The sequence below is a fragment of the Actinoplanes cyaneus genome (genome assembly GCF_016862095.1).
GTDB lineage: Bacteria > Actinomycetota > Actinomycetes > Mycobacteriales > Micromonosporaceae > Actinoplanes > Actinoplanes cyaneus.
This window is the reverse complement of sequence record NZ_BOMH01000056.1, coordinates 17,377-33,414: the sequence shown is the minus strand read 5'-3', so window position 1 is coordinate 33,414 and position 16,038 is coordinate 17,377. Positions and strand designations below refer to the sequence as shown.

19 protein-coding genes are annotated in these 16,038 nt (G+C 69.9%); all 19 read right to left on the bottom strand.

What is annotated here, in order from left to right:
- Nucleotides 1-11 precede the first annotated feature (11 nt).
- The 19 genes from Acy02nite_RS33955 to Acy02nite_RS33865 all read right to left on the bottom strand — a co-directional run bounded on the left by Acy02nite_RS33955 (nt 12) and on the right by Acy02nite_RS33865 (nt 15,961).
- Nucleotides 12-218 carry a hypothetical protein gene (locus tag Acy02nite_RS33955; protein WP_203750264.1) on the bottom strand — a complete coding sequence of 69 codons (207 nt, stop codon included), beginning with the start codon at nt 216-218 and terminating at the stop codon, nt 12-14.
- Nucleotides 215-376, bottom strand: coding sequence for a hypothetical protein (locus Acy02nite_RS33950; RefSeq protein ID WP_203750261.1), 162 nt, complete (start codon nt 374-376; stop codon nt 215-217). The genes Acy02nite_RS33955 and Acy02nite_RS33950 overlap by 4 nt, the downstream gene beginning before the upstream one ends.
- 12 nt (nt 377-388) lie before the next feature.
- Nucleotides 389-2,893, bottom strand: a complete 2,505-nt coding sequence (locus tag Acy02nite_RS33945) for a phage/plasmid primase, P4 family (RefSeq protein ID WP_203750258.1) — start codon at nt 2,891-2,893, stop codon at nt 389-391.
- A gap of 27 nt (nt 2,894-2,920) precedes the next feature.
- Nucleotides 2,921-3,391, bottom strand: coding sequence for a hypothetical protein (locus tag Acy02nite_RS33940; RefSeq protein ID WP_203750254.1), 471 nt, complete (start codon nt 3,389-3,391; stop codon nt 2,921-2,923).
- Nucleotides 3,388-3,606: a hypothetical protein gene (locus Acy02nite_RS33935; RefSeq protein ID WP_203750251.1), complete on the bottom strand. Its 219-nt coding sequence runs from the start codon at nt 3,604-3,606 to the stop codon at nt 3,388-3,390. Before Acy02nite_RS33935 ends, Acy02nite_RS33940 begins: the two co-directional genes overlap by 4 nt.
- Nucleotides 3,603-3,788, bottom strand: coding sequence for a hypothetical protein (locus Acy02nite_RS33930; RefSeq protein WP_203750248.1), 186 nt, complete (start codon nt 3,786-3,788; stop codon nt 3,603-3,605). The genes Acy02nite_RS33935 and Acy02nite_RS33930 overlap by 4 nt, the downstream gene beginning before the upstream one ends.
- A gap of 108 nt (nt 3,789-3,896) precedes the next feature.
- Nucleotides 3,897-4,598, bottom strand: a complete 702-nt coding sequence (locus Acy02nite_RS33925; RefSeq protein WP_203750245.1) for a recombination directionality factor — start codon at nt 4,596-4,598, stop codon at nt 3,897-3,899.
- Nucleotides 4,599-4,659: 61 nt separating this feature from the next.
- Nucleotides 4,660-5,046: a hypothetical protein gene (locus Acy02nite_RS33920; protein WP_203750242.1), complete on the bottom strand. Its 387-nt coding sequence runs from the start codon at nt 5,044-5,046 to the stop codon at nt 4,660-4,662.
- Nucleotides 5,043-5,810, bottom strand: a complete 768-nt coding sequence (locus Acy02nite_RS33915) for a hypothetical protein (RefSeq protein ID WP_203750239.1) — start codon at nt 5,808-5,810, stop codon at nt 5,043-5,045. The genes Acy02nite_RS33920 and Acy02nite_RS33915 overlap by 4 nt, the downstream gene beginning before the upstream one ends.
- Nucleotides 5,811-6,102: 292 nt before the next feature.
- Complete coding sequence (locus tag Acy02nite_RS33910; protein ID WP_203750236.1) at nt 6,103-6,696, bottom strand: hypothetical protein; 594 nt, start codon at nt 6,694-6,696, stop codon at nt 6,103-6,105.
- A gap of 191 nt (nt 6,697-6,887) precedes the next feature.
- Complete coding sequence (locus Acy02nite_RS33905) at nt 6,888-7,451, bottom strand: deoxynucleotide monophosphate kinase family protein (RefSeq protein WP_203750234.1); 564 nt, start codon at nt 7,449-7,451, stop codon at nt 6,888-6,890.
- Between the two features lie 142 nt (nt 7,452-7,593).
- Nucleotides 7,594-7,890 (bottom strand): hypothetical protein, encoded by a 297-nt coding sequence (locus tag Acy02nite_RS33900; protein ID WP_203750231.1) that lies wholly within the window; start codon nt 7,888-7,890, stop codon nt 7,594-7,596.
- A gap of 10 nt (nt 7,891-7,900) precedes the next feature.
- Entirely contained in the window at nt 7,901-8,167 is a 267-nt protein-coding gene (locus tag Acy02nite_RS33895) for a hypothetical protein (RefSeq protein WP_203750229.1), read from the bottom strand.
- A 7-nt stretch (nt 8,168-8,174) separates the two neighbouring features.
- Entirely contained in the window at nt 8,175-9,002 is an 828-nt protein-coding gene (locus Acy02nite_RS33890) for a peptidoglycan-binding domain-containing protein (RefSeq protein WP_203750226.1), read from the bottom strand.
- Nucleotides 9,003-9,065: 63 nt separating this feature from the next.
- Entirely contained in the window at nt 9,066-10,307 is a 1,242-nt protein-coding gene (locus Acy02nite_RS33885; RefSeq protein ID WP_203750223.1) for a hypothetical protein, read from the bottom strand.
- On the bottom strand, nt 10,304-11,377 hold the full coding sequence (locus Acy02nite_RS33880) for a hypothetical protein (RefSeq protein WP_203750220.1): 1,074 nt from the start codon (nt 11,375-11,377) through the stop codon (nt 10,304-10,306). The genes Acy02nite_RS33885 and Acy02nite_RS33880 overlap by 4 nt, the downstream gene beginning before the upstream one ends.
- The gene (locus tag Acy02nite_RS33875; protein ID WP_203750218.1) at nt 11,374-12,354 is read right to left on the bottom strand and encodes a hypothetical protein; all 981 of its coding nucleotides are present in this window, start codon (nt 12,352-12,354) and stop codon (nt 11,374-11,376) included. The genes Acy02nite_RS33880 and Acy02nite_RS33875 overlap by 4 nt, the downstream gene beginning before the upstream one ends.
- A gap of 9 nt (nt 12,355-12,363) precedes the next feature.
- Nucleotides 12,364-13,251: a phage tail family protein gene (locus tag Acy02nite_RS33870; protein ID WP_203750215.1), complete on the bottom strand. Its 888-nt coding sequence runs from the start codon at nt 13,249-13,251 to the stop codon at nt 12,364-12,366.
- Nucleotides 13,244-15,961, bottom strand: coding sequence for a phage tail protein (locus tag Acy02nite_RS33865; protein WP_203750211.1), 2,718 nt, complete (start codon nt 15,959-15,961; stop codon nt 13,244-13,246). Before Acy02nite_RS33865 ends, Acy02nite_RS33870 begins: the two co-directional genes overlap by 8 nt.
- Nucleotides 15,962-16,038 lie beyond the last annotated feature (77 nt).

The following is a 16,038-nucleotide window of genomic DNA, read 5'->3' as shown; positions in this document are numbered from 1 at the left end:
GGGTGCGCGGGTCAGGCGGAGCAGCCGCCCCCGCAGCAGCCGGCGCCCTCGGGCTTCGGCTCGTCCGGGTCGACGTCCGGGACGTCGGGGTCGACGTCCGGCAGGTCGAAGAGGGCGAGTTGTTCGCCGGGTGCCGGGTCGCCGCAGACTTTCGCGGCGAACAGCGGGCACGCCTGGCATCCGCCGGTCACACCGCAGTCATCGGCCGGGCTGCTCACGCCTGCTCCTCGACGGTGATCGCCTGCTTGCCGGTCTCGGCCGCGAGCAGCTCGCCGGCGAACCGGAAGGCGTCGGCCTCGTCCTTGGTGAGCGCGACGACGATCGACGACCGCTTGGCGTCGTCGTGGACGGTGATGGTGTGCGGGACGCGGAACACGGGCAGGACCTCCTAGAACGCGTCGTCGAGCGACGGTCCGGTGATGGGGACGTCCTGCCTATGCGCCAGCGGGTTAGGAGGTGTTCGCGGTTCCTCGGGAATTTCCGGGGCGTCGTGGTCGGGGACGGCGTCGGGCTGGCGGGCACGCCGGATGCCCTCGAAGTAGACGCCGTCGCGGCCTTTCTTCTTCGTGGCGCCGCGTTCCTCCAGAGCCGCGAAGAACGTCCGGCGTGTCCACCGTTCCTTGCTGGGGAGGTTCTCCTCGTCAGTCCAGGCGAGATACGCGTCGTAGGCGAGCTTGCCCGTGATCCGGCCCTCGTCGTCGTAGATGAAGATGCCCGGCAGCAGGCCGGCCAGGGCGTCCGAGGTCTGCCGGTACTCCTTCGTCGCGTCCACGATGCACGGCGGGTCACCGAGCCCGTCGCGATACCACTCGACCGCGCCCCGCACCGCCCAGGCGAGGATGCCCTGAGCCTCGGCGAGCAACTTGTCGCCGAGCTTGTGGTCCCGCTCGGCCGGGGCGAAGTACCGCTCGAAGGGGATCAGCTTCACCCGTCGCCAGAGGCCCTCGTCCTGGCCCCGGAACTGGGGCCGGAAGTTGGTCGCCAGCAGCAGCAGGAACGACGGCCGGAACTCGAAGAACTCGCGCCGCATAAACCGCGCCGCGATCAGGTCACGGCCGGTGACCCGCTTCAGGACCGCCTCGGCCATCGGCCGGCCCTGCTCGCCTTCGGCGGCCATCACGAGCCGGGAGCCCTTGAGCGCGGCCAGATCGTTCGGGATGCCGCCCGATCCGCGTTCCTCGAAGGTCGAGAACGGGGTCGTGACGGTGTGCTCGCGGAAGACCTCGGTCAGGGTGTCGGTGAGCACCGACTTGCCGTTCGCGCCCTTGCCCCAGAGCACGGCGAAGCACTGCTCAGCGGTACTGCCGGTGATGCCGTACCCGACCAGGCGCCGCATGTAGTCCGGCAGCCCGGCGTGCTTGCTGCGGTGCGGGAAGATCTCGCGGAGGAACGCCTCCCACCGCGGCGCGGTCGCGTCGGGTTCGTAGTCCAGGTCGACGCGCCGGGTGAGCAGGTAACCGGGGTCTTGCGCGAGCAGCTCGCCCGAGCGCAGGTCGACCACCCCGTTGCGCACGGCGAGCAGGTGGTGATGCCGGTCGAACGCCTCGAAGTCGACGGCGACACCGCGAAGCGCCTTGAGCTCGCGGACCATGGCGTCGATGCCCCTGGAGGTGTTCGCGTTCTTCGCGAACCCCTTCAGTTTCCCGACGCGTGCCGCGAGGGCCTTCGCCTCGCCGGCGGGGTCACCGGCCTGCTTGATCGCTTCCAGCTCGCGCGCCAGGTCGGCGGCCTCCTCCCAGAGCGCGTGGGCGACCTCCTGCGCGGCGGTACGAACCCCGTCGAGCTTGTCCGGGCGCCAGACCCCGGCCTCCAGGATGAAGAAGCCCGCCTCCGGCGAGTACCGCACGCCCGAGCCGGCGGCCTCGAAGTGCTCGCGCAGACGGCGCGCGGAGGCGACCTCGGTGAGGTCGGCGTCGGTCCACGCGTCGAGGCGGGCCGCGACGCCGCCCAGGACCGGAGCGGATGCCACCGAGCGGGTCAGGTCGGATGCGAACGCCGCAGGGTTGCGCGCCCGCCAGTCGGTCAGGTCGTCGCCGTCGCGCGGCGGACGCAGTTTGCGCACGGATTCGCCGCGCTTGGCCAGCTCGGCGGCGAGCGTACGGGCGAAGGCGTCACCGGCGAGGTCGGCGTCGCCGCAGATGACGATCGGGCGGCCGTGCGCCATCCGGACGATGTCGTCGGCGACGCTGCCGGCCAGCCCGGCACCGCGGACGAGCGCGACGTCGTAACCGACCGCACACGCGGTCAGCCCGTCGCCGGGGCCCTCGGTCACCAGGACTTCGGCCCAGCCCGCCTGCCCCGGCAGCCATCCGACCTTTGCCCAGCTCGCGCCGTCGGGTGATTTGGCGCCGAGCCAGCGAACGCGGGCGTCCTGGCCGAGGGCGCGGGCCTGGTAGCCCCGGGGGACGCCCAGCTCGTCGCGGAACGGGACGACCAGGCGCGGACCGCCGCCCAGGCCGACCGCGAATCCGAGGCCGAGCCGCTCACAGTCCGCGGCGTCCAGCCCGAACCGGTCGCGGGCGTAGTCGTACGCCTGCTCCCCGCCGCTGATCAGGTTCGCCGTCCAGCGGTCGAGATCGGCGGCCAGCGCGGCGACCGCCGCCGGACCGGCGGGTTTGTCGGTCGACTTCGCGCGGGCGCGGACCTCGCCGGGCTCGACGGCGTCCAGGTCGGTCCAGGACATCCCCAGGGCTTCCAGCACGCCGGGCTCGTCGTCGGGCGTACGGCGCCCGGTGGGGCAGCCGGCTCGGCATTTGAGCAGCACGCGGCCGGCGTCGGACACCGCCACGCGCAGGGATGGGCGGGAATCGGAATGCGCCGGGCAGGGGACGACCCAGCCGTCGCGCTCCTCGACGATCTCGGCGAACCTGCCGAGGAGATCGTCAAGCGTCACAGACGCTCCTTTCATCGGGTGCCGGGCCTATGCGCCGGGCTCGTCGTCGGTGTTCTCGGCGGTCTTCGCGACGGCGTCGTAGTCGGCGGCCAGCTCGTCGGCGATGGCCAGCCGGTGCAGGGCGTATCGCCCGGGAGCGACCTCGGCGAGGATCCGCTCGGCGCGTCGCAGCCGGACCAGCAGGCGAGCGAAGGTCGCGATCGTCATCACGGCGTATCCGGCACCGGTCGGGCGGCGGACACGTTTGACGAAGGCGACGCCGTAGTCCTCGCGGGCGTGCGTCTTCTGGCGCTCGGCGCCGTCCAGGCCCTCGCGGATCGCGGACTCCCAGGACTTCCAGTCCTTGGCCTGGCCGATGAACGGGGACAGGCCGTGCAGGTCGCCCGTGTCCTTGTGGCCCTCCTGCGCCGGCCGGTACGCCCGCAGCGTCGCGGCACCGAGGAACCGGACGAGGGCGGTCTCCCAACGGGTGCCCTTCGCCTTGTTCGGGTTGCTCATTCAGCGATCTCCGTACCGGGCACGGCGACCCAGATCGGGAAGCACTCCTCGACGCGGACGACGACACCGCAGCGGGTGATGCGTGAGCGGGAACGGGAGGCGGCACCACGGGTCGCGTAGGGCCCGGTCGTGTCGACGAGGCGGTCGCCCTGGTACGCGGCTGCGCGGTACATCGGGACGTTCGGCGGGACGTAGCTACGGGTCCGGTAGCTCACGCGCGGCCCACCTTCACGCCGCGGAGCACGGCCATGCCGATCGGGGCCGCCCAGGCGCCATAGTGCTCGGCGGTGTGTTCGCCGGTGATCATCACGATGTCGGAAGGACCGAGTTTGTGCAGGTCGGCGGGGCCGGGGACGGTGCGGTCGTCGCCTTGCTCGACGACGTGCCGGACGTTCAAAAAGGGCTCCTCACGTGGAAAGGCCCCGAGGCCGGCGGGCGATTAAGTCCTCACCGGCCCCGGGACCGCGTCTACTCACTTATGCGTGTCTCGTCATACGCATCTCGCCTAGAAGGGCGGCTCGTCGTACCGGCCGCTCTTGTCCGGGCCGATGACGTCGATCACGGGCTTGGTGAAGGAGCGCCGGGTGCCGCCCGAGTCGTACTCGACGACTTCGAGCTTGAGCCAGGCCAGGGCCGGCCCGTCGATCGCGGCGAGCTTCAGCTCGACGTCCGCCAGGTCGCGGACCAGTGACCAGGAGCCGGAGGTGAACTTGAACCGGCCCATGTCCGGGTCCTCGGCCAGCCGGAAGAACAGGGTCACGTTCGGCTGGCACCCGGTGCCCTTCTTCGCGGCCTCCTTGCGGTCGGTGTAGCCGGCCGGGCACTCGCACGGCCGGCCCTTGGCGTCGTCGGCGGTCTGCTCGACGCCGTCGCAGCGCCGGATCGCGCCGGCCCGGCCCCAGAGGACCATCTCGGAGCGCAGGGCCGACGGGCCCTCGATGATCACCTTGACCTTCTCGGCGGCGGTGAACACTTCGAGGTTGTCCTCGCCCTGGGTCTGCCACTCCTGGGGCTTCTCGCCGCGCAGCAGGTCGGAGATCGCGGTCGCGACCTCGGGGTCTCCGGAGGTCACCCGCCATTTCTGAAGCGATGCGGGCCGGCCGTTGATCTGGTAGCCGCTGCGGAACCGGCCGACCAGGTCGTCGGCGAACCGCTGGCGCGGCTTGGGGGCGGCGTCGGGGTCGGTCTCGAAGATGCGCAGGCCCAAGTGCGGGCCTCCTTCCGGGATGGGCGCGGTAGCGATCCGCGCCGTTGGGTGGTCGAGCTGCCTATGCGCCAGCGGGCGCCGGGGTGTTCAGCGGAAGGCCCGGCGGCCGGGACAGCCGGGGTGGCGTCTTGTCGGTGTTCGGGGAGCGGCCCAGCACCGCGGCGATCCGCGCGGAGCGGCGGGCGCCCATGTGCGGCAGGATCGCCCGCATGACCGCCTCGGCCTTCGGGCCCTGCGCCTCGGCGTGGAAGGTCGCCTGCGCCGGGGCGCGGCGCAGCGTCACGCGCACGCCGACCCCCATCAGCGTCGCGGCGCGACCGACGACGTCGCGGTCGCACATCTCCAGGCGCACCCGCGGGTAGCGCTCCCGGTGCAGGTCGAAGGTTCCCTCGCCCTCCAGCAGGCCGGCGAGCCAGATCACGTCGTCACGGTCGGCGGTCCCGATCACGCCGCCCGCCGGCGGGGTGCGGCGGTCCGCCGGCGTGGCGTCGAACCGGGGTCGCGGTTCACGGGGGCACCGATGACGGTGTCCTTGGTGGCCGATTCCCAGTCGAAGACCTGGCGCAGCGTCTTGAACACCTCGAACGCCTCCGGCCCGCAGTTGACCGGGACCAGCGACCAGCCCTCGGGCCGCACGTGCACCACGGCGCCGCCGTCGGCCTGCGGAAGCGGCACGCGTGAGCCGTCCGGCCGGATGATGTAGTCGGCGTGCCGGTATGCCGCGAGCTGGATGGCGACCTCGGGGTGCACGCCGGACCTGGTGGTCTTCCAGTCCATCCAGAGCCGCTCGCCGCCGATCACCGCATAGGCGTCGAAGGATCCGGCGTAGTCATGTTTCTCCGACCAGACGGTCTCCTCGGTGAAAATCACCTCGGGCTGGAATTCCTGAAGGAATTCGTCGAAGTGGTCGACGAACGGCTTCAGGTCGGGGTGCACCCGGCCGACGGATTCGCCTTTGGCCATGCGCTCGAAATAGTCGTGGGCCTCGCTGCCGACCTCTGCGGCTTTCGCGGTATCACGACGGGGGGCGCCCTTCAGATAGTCGATCGCGCCCTGTCTGTCGCCGCGCATGGCGATGCCGACGATCTCGCCGAGGTTCTCGACGGCGTAGGTGGCGACGACCTTCGCGGCCCAGGGCTGCAAGAACGGCTTCGGCAACATGCTGATGACCGACGTCACGCCGGGGGCTTTGGCGCCGGTCTCCGGGTTCACGTAGAACCGCGAACCACCCCGGCTGATGGTGGTGATTTTGGGCGTCGTCACGACGTCCGAACCTCCTTGAAGGAGTCGGATAGGGGACGTCGTTCCTATGCGCCAGCGCGGTTCAGGAGTTCACGCGCGAACGGCGCCCAAACCTCGCGAGGAGGCGGGCGCCGCGTGCCGGTCCGTGTGATGAAGTGACGGAATAAACGTCACTCGTTATTGGGGATATAGGGGGAGGGAAAGCTAGAACAAGAAACGGGGGTGACGTTCAAACCGTCACTTCGTCACCGCGTTGAGGCGGTCACTCCTCGCGGCCCGTCGCGTCGAGCTGGTCGGCGACGATGCCCCGGAGCTTCGACAGCACACCGCGTGCCTTCTGCCGGTCGTCGGCTTCCATGTCGCCGATCGTCGCTGCGGGGATCTTCTGGAGCATCAACAGCGCCGTGCCGAGCATCCTCAGGACGTCTTCGGTGTCGTCCGCCTTGCCCGCCGCCTGCGCGGCTTCCAGCAGCGCCCGCGCGGTCGCGCGTTGCGACCTGTTGTACTCGACCGGTGTCTCCTTCCGCAGGCCGAGACTGGCGATCTCGTCCTCGGACAACCGCGTCCGGGCCAGGTTGGAGATGTGATACCGGACGTTGGACTGAGTGTTGGTCGCCTCGTCCGCCTCGTAACCGGCTTCTTTGTACTGCTCGCGGACGTGGTTGCGGTACGCCCAGGTCCGCCCCGCCCAGTCCGGCTCGCCGGCGGGGGTGAGGAAGTGTTCCCGCAGGTCGAAGGTGAGCCGTGCAACCTCGCGCAGGCGCCTCAGCCTGTGCTCGCTATCCGCGTTGCGAAGCGCGCGTAAGGCGCGGACGAGGTCCCGGCTTAGCTCGTGCTTCGTTCGGGTCGCAGTCATCAATGCTGGTTCCTGTCAGATGGGGAGGCGTCAGCGGAAACAATACGCGCGTGTGTCGTCTTACGCATAGCTGGTCCCGCCGGTGCGCTGCGCCTGTTCCCGGCGTGAGTGGTGACAAGCAAAAAGGCCCCACAGCGAGGCGTATGCGCCTGTCGCTATGGGGCCTACCTGCACGTTTGGTGCGTCTGGCGTTACACGGAGCGCACTATTGCGGCCAGTGCGTCGACTTTCTCGAACAGGTGTTCTAATAGGCGGTCATTGGCAATGGTCATTTGAGTCTCTCGATCTTCTAGAGCGGTTTCGCTCTCGTGATCGTCCGACTTGTCGCCACCCGGCCGGGTGATCCGGACGAGCACGCCGCCGGCCCGCTCGACCGCGTCCGCCTCGTTCGGGTAGCGCACGTCGGTGATGACGATCGGTCGCCAGCTAGCCCGTGCCTCGGCGATCACCGGACGGAGCCAGAAGTCGGGATCGAGCGCGCGAATCCCGTTGCCGAGCTCCTGCAGGGTGCGCCGCACCTCCGGGTACTCGTCCTTCGCCGTTTCCCACCCGACCGACCCGACGATGTCGCCCAGACGCAGCGTCGCCCACGCCGGTTCGCGGGGAACGACGATCGGGTTGAGGGCGAGGGCGGCGTCGCGCAGGCGGTCGGCGAAGGCCAGCCGGCGGAAACCCTGCCGCTGCACGAGACGGATGGCGACGGTGTCCTTGCCGGTGCGTTTGCGGCCGACGAGGCCGACGATCGGGTGTGTCATGCCGTGCCTATGCGCCATGGCCGGCGGGCGTGTTCAAACGAAAAGGGCCCCGCCCTCGGCGAGGCGGCCGGAAGGGCGGGGCGGGCGGATCAGCGGGGCGGGAGGCGGCAGGCGGGCGGAACCGTCGCCACGCCGCAGGCGGTTACTCGACCGGCGCGGGCGGAACGCCCGCCGATGCGTCCTCGGCGGTGGCGTCCTGGCCGGCGGTCGTCGAAGCCGGAACCAAAGGGGTTCCGTCCTCCGCCCGGGGGTCGGCGGTCGGGGTGACATGACCGCGCGCCCAGTAGGCGGCGACCAGCGGGGCGGCCACGGCGAGGACCTCGATCACGCCCTCCCGGATGTCCTCCGGGATGGCGATACCGAAGTGCGACAGCAGGGCGACGATCAGGCCGACCGCCGCCACGATGGCGGCGCGGGAAACAACAGGCTGGCGGGACAAGAGGGCTCCTTCAGGCGAAAAGGCGGGAGACGAGGGGCGTGAGGGCGGCGACGATGGCGGCGAGCGTGCCGAGGGCGGTCCACATCGCCCGCGGCGAGACGGTCGGGCGGTTCTCAACCGCCCGGAGACGCGGCTCGTGATCGTCAAGGCGGCGGCCGTGCTCGGCGAGCTGGGCGCCCTGCGTGGCGAGGGCGGCGTCGACCTTGCCCTCCAGGCGGGCGAGGGCGATCAGGACGGCGGCACCGCCCTCGTCGGGCGGCGGGATGGCGGAAGTCACGGGCGGCTCACTTCTTCCGCAGGGCGGTGAGCGTGCGCGGGCCGATGATGCCGTCGTCGTCGAGCTTCTTGGCCCGCTGGAACGCGCGGACGGCCTTCTCGGTGGCGGGGCCGAAGTCCCCGTCGGTCTTGAGCTTCGCGCCCTTGGCGTTCAAGAGCTGCTGGGCCTCCCAGACGTCCGTGCCCTTCGCCCCCTCCTTGAGCTGGCGCGAGCCGAGCGCGTGCTTCGGCAGGCCGGCCGGCGGCTTCGGCGCGGACGGCTTGGCCGGCGTCGGGGCGGGCTTCGGGCCGGCGATGAGGCCGATCGAGACCAGGTAGCGCTTGAAGAGCGCGGTCAGGTCGCGGCCGGACTTCGTTGCGTCGCGGAAGAATGAGATGTGCGTGTGGAAGGTGTGAGAGCTGTCGCCGCTCGACCGCTTGCCGAGCCGGTCCCAGCGATGCACAGTCTTGCCGTCGAGGCTGTAGATCACCTCGCGGATGTCGAGCGTGTCGCTGGCGCCCTTGCGGCATTCGGCGACGAGCCAGGCGCTGAAGGTACGGAGCGTGTGGGTCTTGCCCTTAACGGTGACCGAGAAGTAACCGACGTCGAGGGCCGAAGCGAAGGCGGCAAGGCCGGCCTTGTCGCGGGCCGATTCGGTCGCGGCGTAGCCGATCTTGGCCTGCTCGGGCAGGCCGAGGTGGTAGCTGTTGCCGTTCTTGACGTGCGCGGTGTCACCGACGATGCCGACTTCCAGCGGGTCCAGATCGGTCGGGTAGGCCGAGCTGTTCTCGTGGATGTCGAGGTGGTCGAGCAGGAGCGCGCGGACGGCCTTGAGGTTCGCGGGAGCGGTGGTCAACGGGTCCTTCCAGGCATGAGAAAGGGCGCCCCTCACATGAGGAGCGCCCGGATACGGCGAAGGTCAGACAGGAACTTCTTCGATGGCGAGACTCAGCCAGTCATTGCTGTCGCTGGAGATCGTTCCGGTGCCGCTGACACGTCGCCACATCGCTTGGACGGTGTAGGTGCCGGCGGAAACTCCGGTGATCTCTCGCTCGCCGCTGAGCCGGTCGTGTTTGTTGACGGTCTCGAAGCTGCGGTGTGCGATGTCGTAATCGGTGCCGCTGATACGGACGGCCATACGAACGGTGGACACCGCCGTCGCGGCACAGCTAGCGGTCAGCCGCGCGATCAACTTGGTCTGCGTCCCGCTGTATTTCTTGGTGAAAGCAAGACTCGACGTGCCGGGGAGCGCGGCGTACGTCGCTACCGTGGTGGTTCCGGTGCCTTGCGCGTTATTGATCGTCTTTACATTGCGGAAGACCGGCACGCCGCCGACGGCCAGAGCGCCACCGATTGCGACGTCGCCAACGGTGGTCAAGCGGTCGGAGACCTCGACGATGTTCGTGACCAGGCTGATTCTCGGGTCGCCGCCCTCTTCGTCGCCGGACCGAAGCAGCATCAAGGAGTAGTCGATGCCGGTCGGCGGGGACGGGTACGAGCTGTTGTAGGGGGCGGCGATTCGCAGTGTCGGTGCGTAGCGGCCGTCGGGGTCGTTGGTGTAGTCGCCGTATCCGGTGGCGTGGATCGCCGCTGAGCCGGGCCAGGAGTTCGGGAACGCGCCGCTCTGGTCTTTGCCGGGGCCGAGGGTGATGCCGACGCCCATCTCGGGGTCTGTGTAGGACAGGGCGATGTACTGGGCGTTGTCATCCGGGTTGGTAATGAACAGCCCGGCCTCTTCGAGAACTACCTCGCCGCCCGTTCCCGCTGTGACGGTGCTACCGGTGATCTGCGCGCCGATGATCGTGTTGCCGCGGATCGTCCGCGCGTCCAGGGCGTCGACCGCGATCTTGTCGGCCGTGATGGCATTCGCCGCGAGCTTCGGTGTGCTGATCGCGCCTTCGGCGATGTCGGTCTCGGTGATCGACCCGGCGGGCAGGTCGACGACGTTCGCGACGACCTGGGCGCCGTTTGACGCGGCGACCGCGTAGGCGCCGTCGGACTGCCGGCCGACGGTGAGCACGGGCGAACCGGCATCGTCGTTGACGACGAGCGCCCCACCCTCGATCGAGGTCCGGGACATCTGGGCCGAGCGTTCCAGCGCCTCCAGGCGGCGGCGCATGTCGGCCAGCTCGGTTGCGAGCGCGTCGGCGCTCACGGTCATGCGGTACCTCCGTAGGTGAAGGAGTCGGAACGCTGGAGGGTGAGGGAGACTCGGGTCTCGGAGATCAGCGACCAGCCGACGACGCGCTCCCAGACGGCGATGTCGCCGAGCCAGGGCAGCGACGCTTGAATCAGGACGTCATCGCCGAGCTGCCACGAACCGATGGGCGCGTTGGGATGGTCGACGACCTCGACGGAGCGCAGCTCCAGCACGTCGCGCCGGGCGTCCAGCTCGCGCCGGATGACAGCGTCCAGCCGGGCCGCGTCGCTGATCGTCTTGTCGGTGTAGATCGCCGGCCGCCGGAGCCGGCCGTCCCGTATCGGGATGCGGCGCTGAAGGATCGCCCGGCCCGAGCCCGCGCCCACCCCGACGACCTCATTGGCGTAGGCGTCGCCGGAGCGCTCCGCGGTGACCACGTTCGTCACGTTGTCGCCTTGGACGAAGGCGAGATCGTCGCGCTTGCGGCCGAGCCGGGGATAGCCGAGCCGGATGCGGTGGGCGACCGCGTTGCCGTTCCAGGTGTGTTCCTCGGCGTAGTCGAACGGGCCGGCCTTGGCCAGCTCGTCGAGCGCTGAGCCGCAGTCCGGCGCCTCCCACCACGACAGCGCGTAGGGAGATCCGGCGGTACCGACTCGGGCCGGGGTGCTGATCGTGTCGACCGCGACGCCGAGGTTGCTGTCCGGCTGCGCCTGGACGTAGGCCCAGACGTCGCGGTAGACGGCCGCCGGGTCGGCGTCGATCTGGCTGTACTCGCCGAGGTACGGGATGCCGTTCGGATAGGTCGACATGCCGACCGCCTCGACGGTCCAGGCCGGGCCGTCCCAGGAGGAGCCGACGACGATGCCGCCCCAGCGGATCTCGCCGTCGGCCTCGGCGTAGAGCAGCGTGCCCCATTCCTGAAGCACGAGACTTCCGTCGCTGGCGCGGAGGTGGCCGACGTCCGGGGAGATGGTGCCGCGCAGAGCACCGGGGCCGGACAGGGCCCAGCTCAGCTCGTCGCGGTCGATCGGTAGGTCCCAGCTCAGCCATTCCCCGGTGAGGGCGCGCTGGGCGAGGTAGCGCCAGCTCACTCGGCGACCTCGAGGAACTCGATGTCCGCGACGAGCGTGGTCCCGGTCGTGGCGTCGAGCCGCCCGAGCCCGGATGACCCTCGGTACTTAAGGCGACCTTGCAGAGCCACGGACGTCGAGGTGCCGCGCAGACTGGAAGGCACGCTCAGGACGTCCGCGGTCATCAGTGTCTTGTCGAGGCCGTTACCGCCGCTGACGCCGTTGGTGTCGAAGTAGGTCTCCTGGCCGAATACCGTTCCGAAGCGACTGCGGACCCAGCCGTCGACCACATCGCCGACGGCCACCACGCCCGCGGCGGTGATCACGATCTTCGCCTGCACCGCCCACGACGGCACCGCGACCGTTTTGACGGCCGCAGCCGGCCAGTCCGCCGGGGTCGCGGCGGTGCTGGTGAGTGACTGCGTCGCCGTCGGCGAGGTGACGAGGAGCTGCCGCGACCGGCGCGGGTTGGCGATCCTCCGGAGGTCGACGATCATGGCCTGCGTGATCGTGGCGGTGGACGCCGGGATGTCGATACGCGCAAGCGGGATTGCCGAGTAACCCAGGTTGAGGCCGGTCACGGTGGTGGTCGTGTTCGGGACGTTCGGGATGACCCGGGTGTAGATGTACGGGCCGACCTTCGGGTTGGCCGGGTCGTCCCAGGGCTCGCCGGAGAGCCAGGGGTCCTCGACCCGCGCGACGATCAGGTCCGATCGGCCGGAGCCTGAGCCGGTCGCCGAGATGGCGACGGTGTCCTGTGTGGCCATGCGGCCCGCGTACATCTGGTACTGCTGGCTGGTGGCGCGGCAGAGGATGCCGCAGGCGCCCGGAGCGACGGTCACGGACGAGCCGGGCGTTGCGAGCGCGGCGACCCGCAGGTCGGCGGAGCCGATGATGCCCTCGTTGCCGGCCATCGCGGCGTACGCGAGCAGACGGCCGACTTCGGGGCTGTGCTCGGCGCCGCCGCCCACGAGCCAGGGAACGGAGTCCCAGCCCAAGATTTCCTCCTAGAGAGATACGTAGACCGGGCGCCAGGCGATGCGCATCGAGGCCGTGCCGGTCGCGTCGATACCGCGAAGCGCGATCTCGTACTTGCCGGGAGCCAGCGCGGCGCGGGCCAAGCGCACGGAGTCGCGGGTGAGCGCGCCGGCCAGCGAACCGCCGCCCGCGCGCAGGACGGTCCGGGCCCACGGCCGGGTGTCGACCGTGACGGAGTCACCTGCGGCGATACTCGCGGACAGCGTCATGCGCCACTTACCGACGACCTCGATCACCGGCGTGGTGATCGGGCCGTAGACCGTAACGACCGGCCAGGCCGACAACTCGCCGCCGACCGAGATGACGGTCGAGCGGTCGGACTTCGCCGTGGTGGTCAGCGGCGTGGTCAGCGGCGTGGTCAGGCCGCCGCTCGGGGCCGGGACGAGCGCGACCGAGCCGGACTCATCCGCCGGGCCGTAGAAGACGTCATCGGCCGTCACGAAGTCGGCCGCGACCGCCGCGAAGCCCTCGCCGATCTCCTCCTCGGAGACCGCGAAACGACGGGGGCGGCCGTAGATCACCCGTTCCCGACCGGCGTGCTGGACGTGCAGCTCGGCCATCGCACCGCGCGACGAGGAGCGGATCGACTTCGCCCGCCAGGCGTTCGCCAGGTCGGCGAGCAGTGTGCGGGCCTGCCCTTCGGTGTCCGCCAGGACGCCCAGGTCGAAAGTGATGGTGCGGGAGCCGGTGAAGTCGACGCCGAAGGCGATGCCGTCCTGACGCGGCCGGTCGGTGTCGTCAGTGCGGATCTCCGGCTCGGAGATCTCCGGGGCGCTCAGATGCACGACCGGGGCGTCGACCGGGCCGAAGCTCAGATCGACGCCCGGGTAGACGAGCCGCCACTCACGATCACGCATAGACACCGCCTCGCCGGATGCGCCGCAGCGTCCAGGTGACCTCGTCGAGCTGGTCGCGGACGGTCTCCTTCGAGGCCGCGAGCGTCAGCGACCCGATCAGCGGACCACCGGAACCCGCACTCGTCGCGCCGGCGCCCGGGACCTGCGCGTCGGGGAGCGTGGTCAGCGCGGAGTACGCCTTGGTGACCTTGCGGCCGGACTTCTCCAGCCCCTTCGCGTAGCCCTCGCCGGAGTAGCTGCCGAGCTTCATCAGCACCCGCGACGGGCTCTTGATGCCGAGCTGCTTCTTGATGGTCTTGACCATCGACTTCGCGATCTTCTCCATGATCTTCTCGATCGCGGCCTGCTGGGACTCCAGCCCCTTGACCAGTCCACGAGCAGCGTTCACACCGCTGTCGTAGAGCGCTGCGGACGCCTGCCCACCGACCGAGCCGGCCACACTGGCGAGCTGCTTCTGAACGCTGTTGACCTCGCCGATCGCGGACTTGCCGCCCTTGAGTAGCGTCTCGGCGATCTCCAGGCTGTCCGGGCCCGCCTCGACGAGCTGCCGGTAGGTCGTGTCGTTGAGGCCCTGCTTGCGGAGCTGCCCGAGAACGCTCGCCCACTTCTGCGCCCGGACGAGCTGGGCGCGCATCGAGGCGATGATCCCGCTGGAGTTGCCCGCGTCGATGCTCGTGATCGAGCCGGTGTCGATGACCGAGCTGCGGACGGCGGCGCTGAAGTCGGAGCGGGCCTGCATCGCGTCGGCGAGCTTCTGCTTCGCGTCGGAGATCTTCACGGCCAGCGCGTCCCACTGCTTCGCGAGCGCCTCGATCTGCTTCTGCTTCGGCGCGAGCGCCTTGGTCAGCGCGTTGACGCGCTTGTTCGCAACCGACTCGCTGAGGCCCTTGGCCCGCAGCGCGGAGAGCGCCTTCTCGGCGAGCTTCTCGGCGGTCGCCTTGACCTCGTCGAGGCCGCCGACCATGCCGACGACGAAACCCTTCGCCGCCCAGGTGCCCAGCTCGGCCATCTTGCGCGACGGCGAGTTGATGTCGAGGAAGTTCTTCGCCGCGTCAAATGCCATGCGGCCCAGCGAGGTCCCGGCGCCGATCAGGCCCTTCGCGTCGGAGAGCAAGCCCCGAATGAACCCGGCGACGGCGTTCTTGCCGGCGTCGTAGAGCTGGCCCGGCAGTCCGGCCAGCGCCGCGACGATCTTCCCGGGAAGACCTTGGACCACCGCGACGGCCTGGGCGATGTGCGTCTTGACGGCCGCCTTCAAACGGCCGAACGCCGCACCAGCGGATCGAAGCGGGTCAGCGAGCCGCTTGATCTGATCGACGATGGCGCCGATCGTGCCTCGGGCGACGCCGAGGGCCGCGCCCAGCGCGATCGAGACGCGCTGCTTGAAGTCGTCCCACTTGCGGCCCCACTCCGCGACCTTGGCCATCCACCTGCCGACCTCGGCGAAGAAGCCGGCGACCGCCGGAATCCACTCGGTCACGGCGCGCTTCGCGAAGTCCTTGATCTGGTCGATCATTTTCTGGATCGCCGCGACGTTCTTCGGGTCGCTGAGCCAGGTGTGGATGTCTTCGAGCGTCGTGCGGACGCCGCCGAGCACGCTGCCCGAAGCGGACTTCGCCGACGGGAAGAGGATGCGGACGATGTCGCCGATGATCTTGAAGCTCAGGCCGCCGATCGCCCAGATGTCCCGAAGCGCCTGAGCGGCATCGGTGAAGAACGACTTGAGCTTGTTGCTCTTGTCGGCCGCCGCGACCCAGGCGGAGAAACGGTCGATCACGCCGCCGATCAGGTCGCCGAGCTGCGTCAGGAAGGGCACCGCAGCGGCAGCCAGCCGGCCGAACGTGTCGATCAACGGGCCGGCGCTCTTGCCGAGCCGGCCCAGGAAGACGTCAAAGCCGGCCGTGGCCTTCGCGATGTTGTCGACGAAGCTCTTCTTGCTGAGGGCCGCGCCGATTCGCGTGAGGACGCCGTTGATGGTGTTGCCGACGCCGCCGAGGATCTTGAAGAGCGGCTTCTGCCAGCGCTTCCAGAGCTTGTCCAGCACGCCGGCGAGGTTGCGGAAGACGCGGCTCTGCACGTACTTCGTCAGCTCGGCGAACGGCTTCTTGAGTTGGGCGACCTTCTGGACGAACTTCGCGGCGGCGGGCGCGAGCTTGTCGAGCGTCTCCCGGCTGATCTTGCCTTTCTCGCCGAGCTCGTTGAAGGCGTCACCGAGCCCGTGCGTCGCCATGGCGAGCACGGCCATCGTGGCGATGCCGCCCGTGGCGAGGGTGAACAACGATCCGGCCGCGCCGCCGACCAGGTAGATCGCAGGGGCCAGCGCCAGAAAGCCGGCGATGGCGATCGGGAGTGCAGCGGAGATTGCGATCACCGCTCCGAGCAGGAGGTTTAGCCCGCCTGTCGCTGCTGTACCGGCTGCCGTGCTGATCAGGCCGGTCACGGCCGAGAGTGCGACCTTGCCGCCCTCGCGCAGTGCCTCGCTGACGTTGGTCGCGAACTCGCCCGCCAACTTGCCGGCCGCGCTGAACGCGCTGGACAGACCGCGCAGCACGCCGCCCGCGAGACCGCTGACGAGCGAGCGGCGGAAGCCGTCGCCCTCGGCCTGGGCGGACGAGCGGAAGAACCGGAAGCCGGAGCTGAAGCCGCCGCGAAGCGCCTTGCCGATGGCGGTGCGAAGCGGCTTCTTCGAGACCTCGGCGCCGTCCGTCACACCGTCGCGGACACCGCGGCTGGTCTCCTTACGTGTCGAGTCACCGACGCGCTGGCCGAACGCCTGAGCGTTGGCCT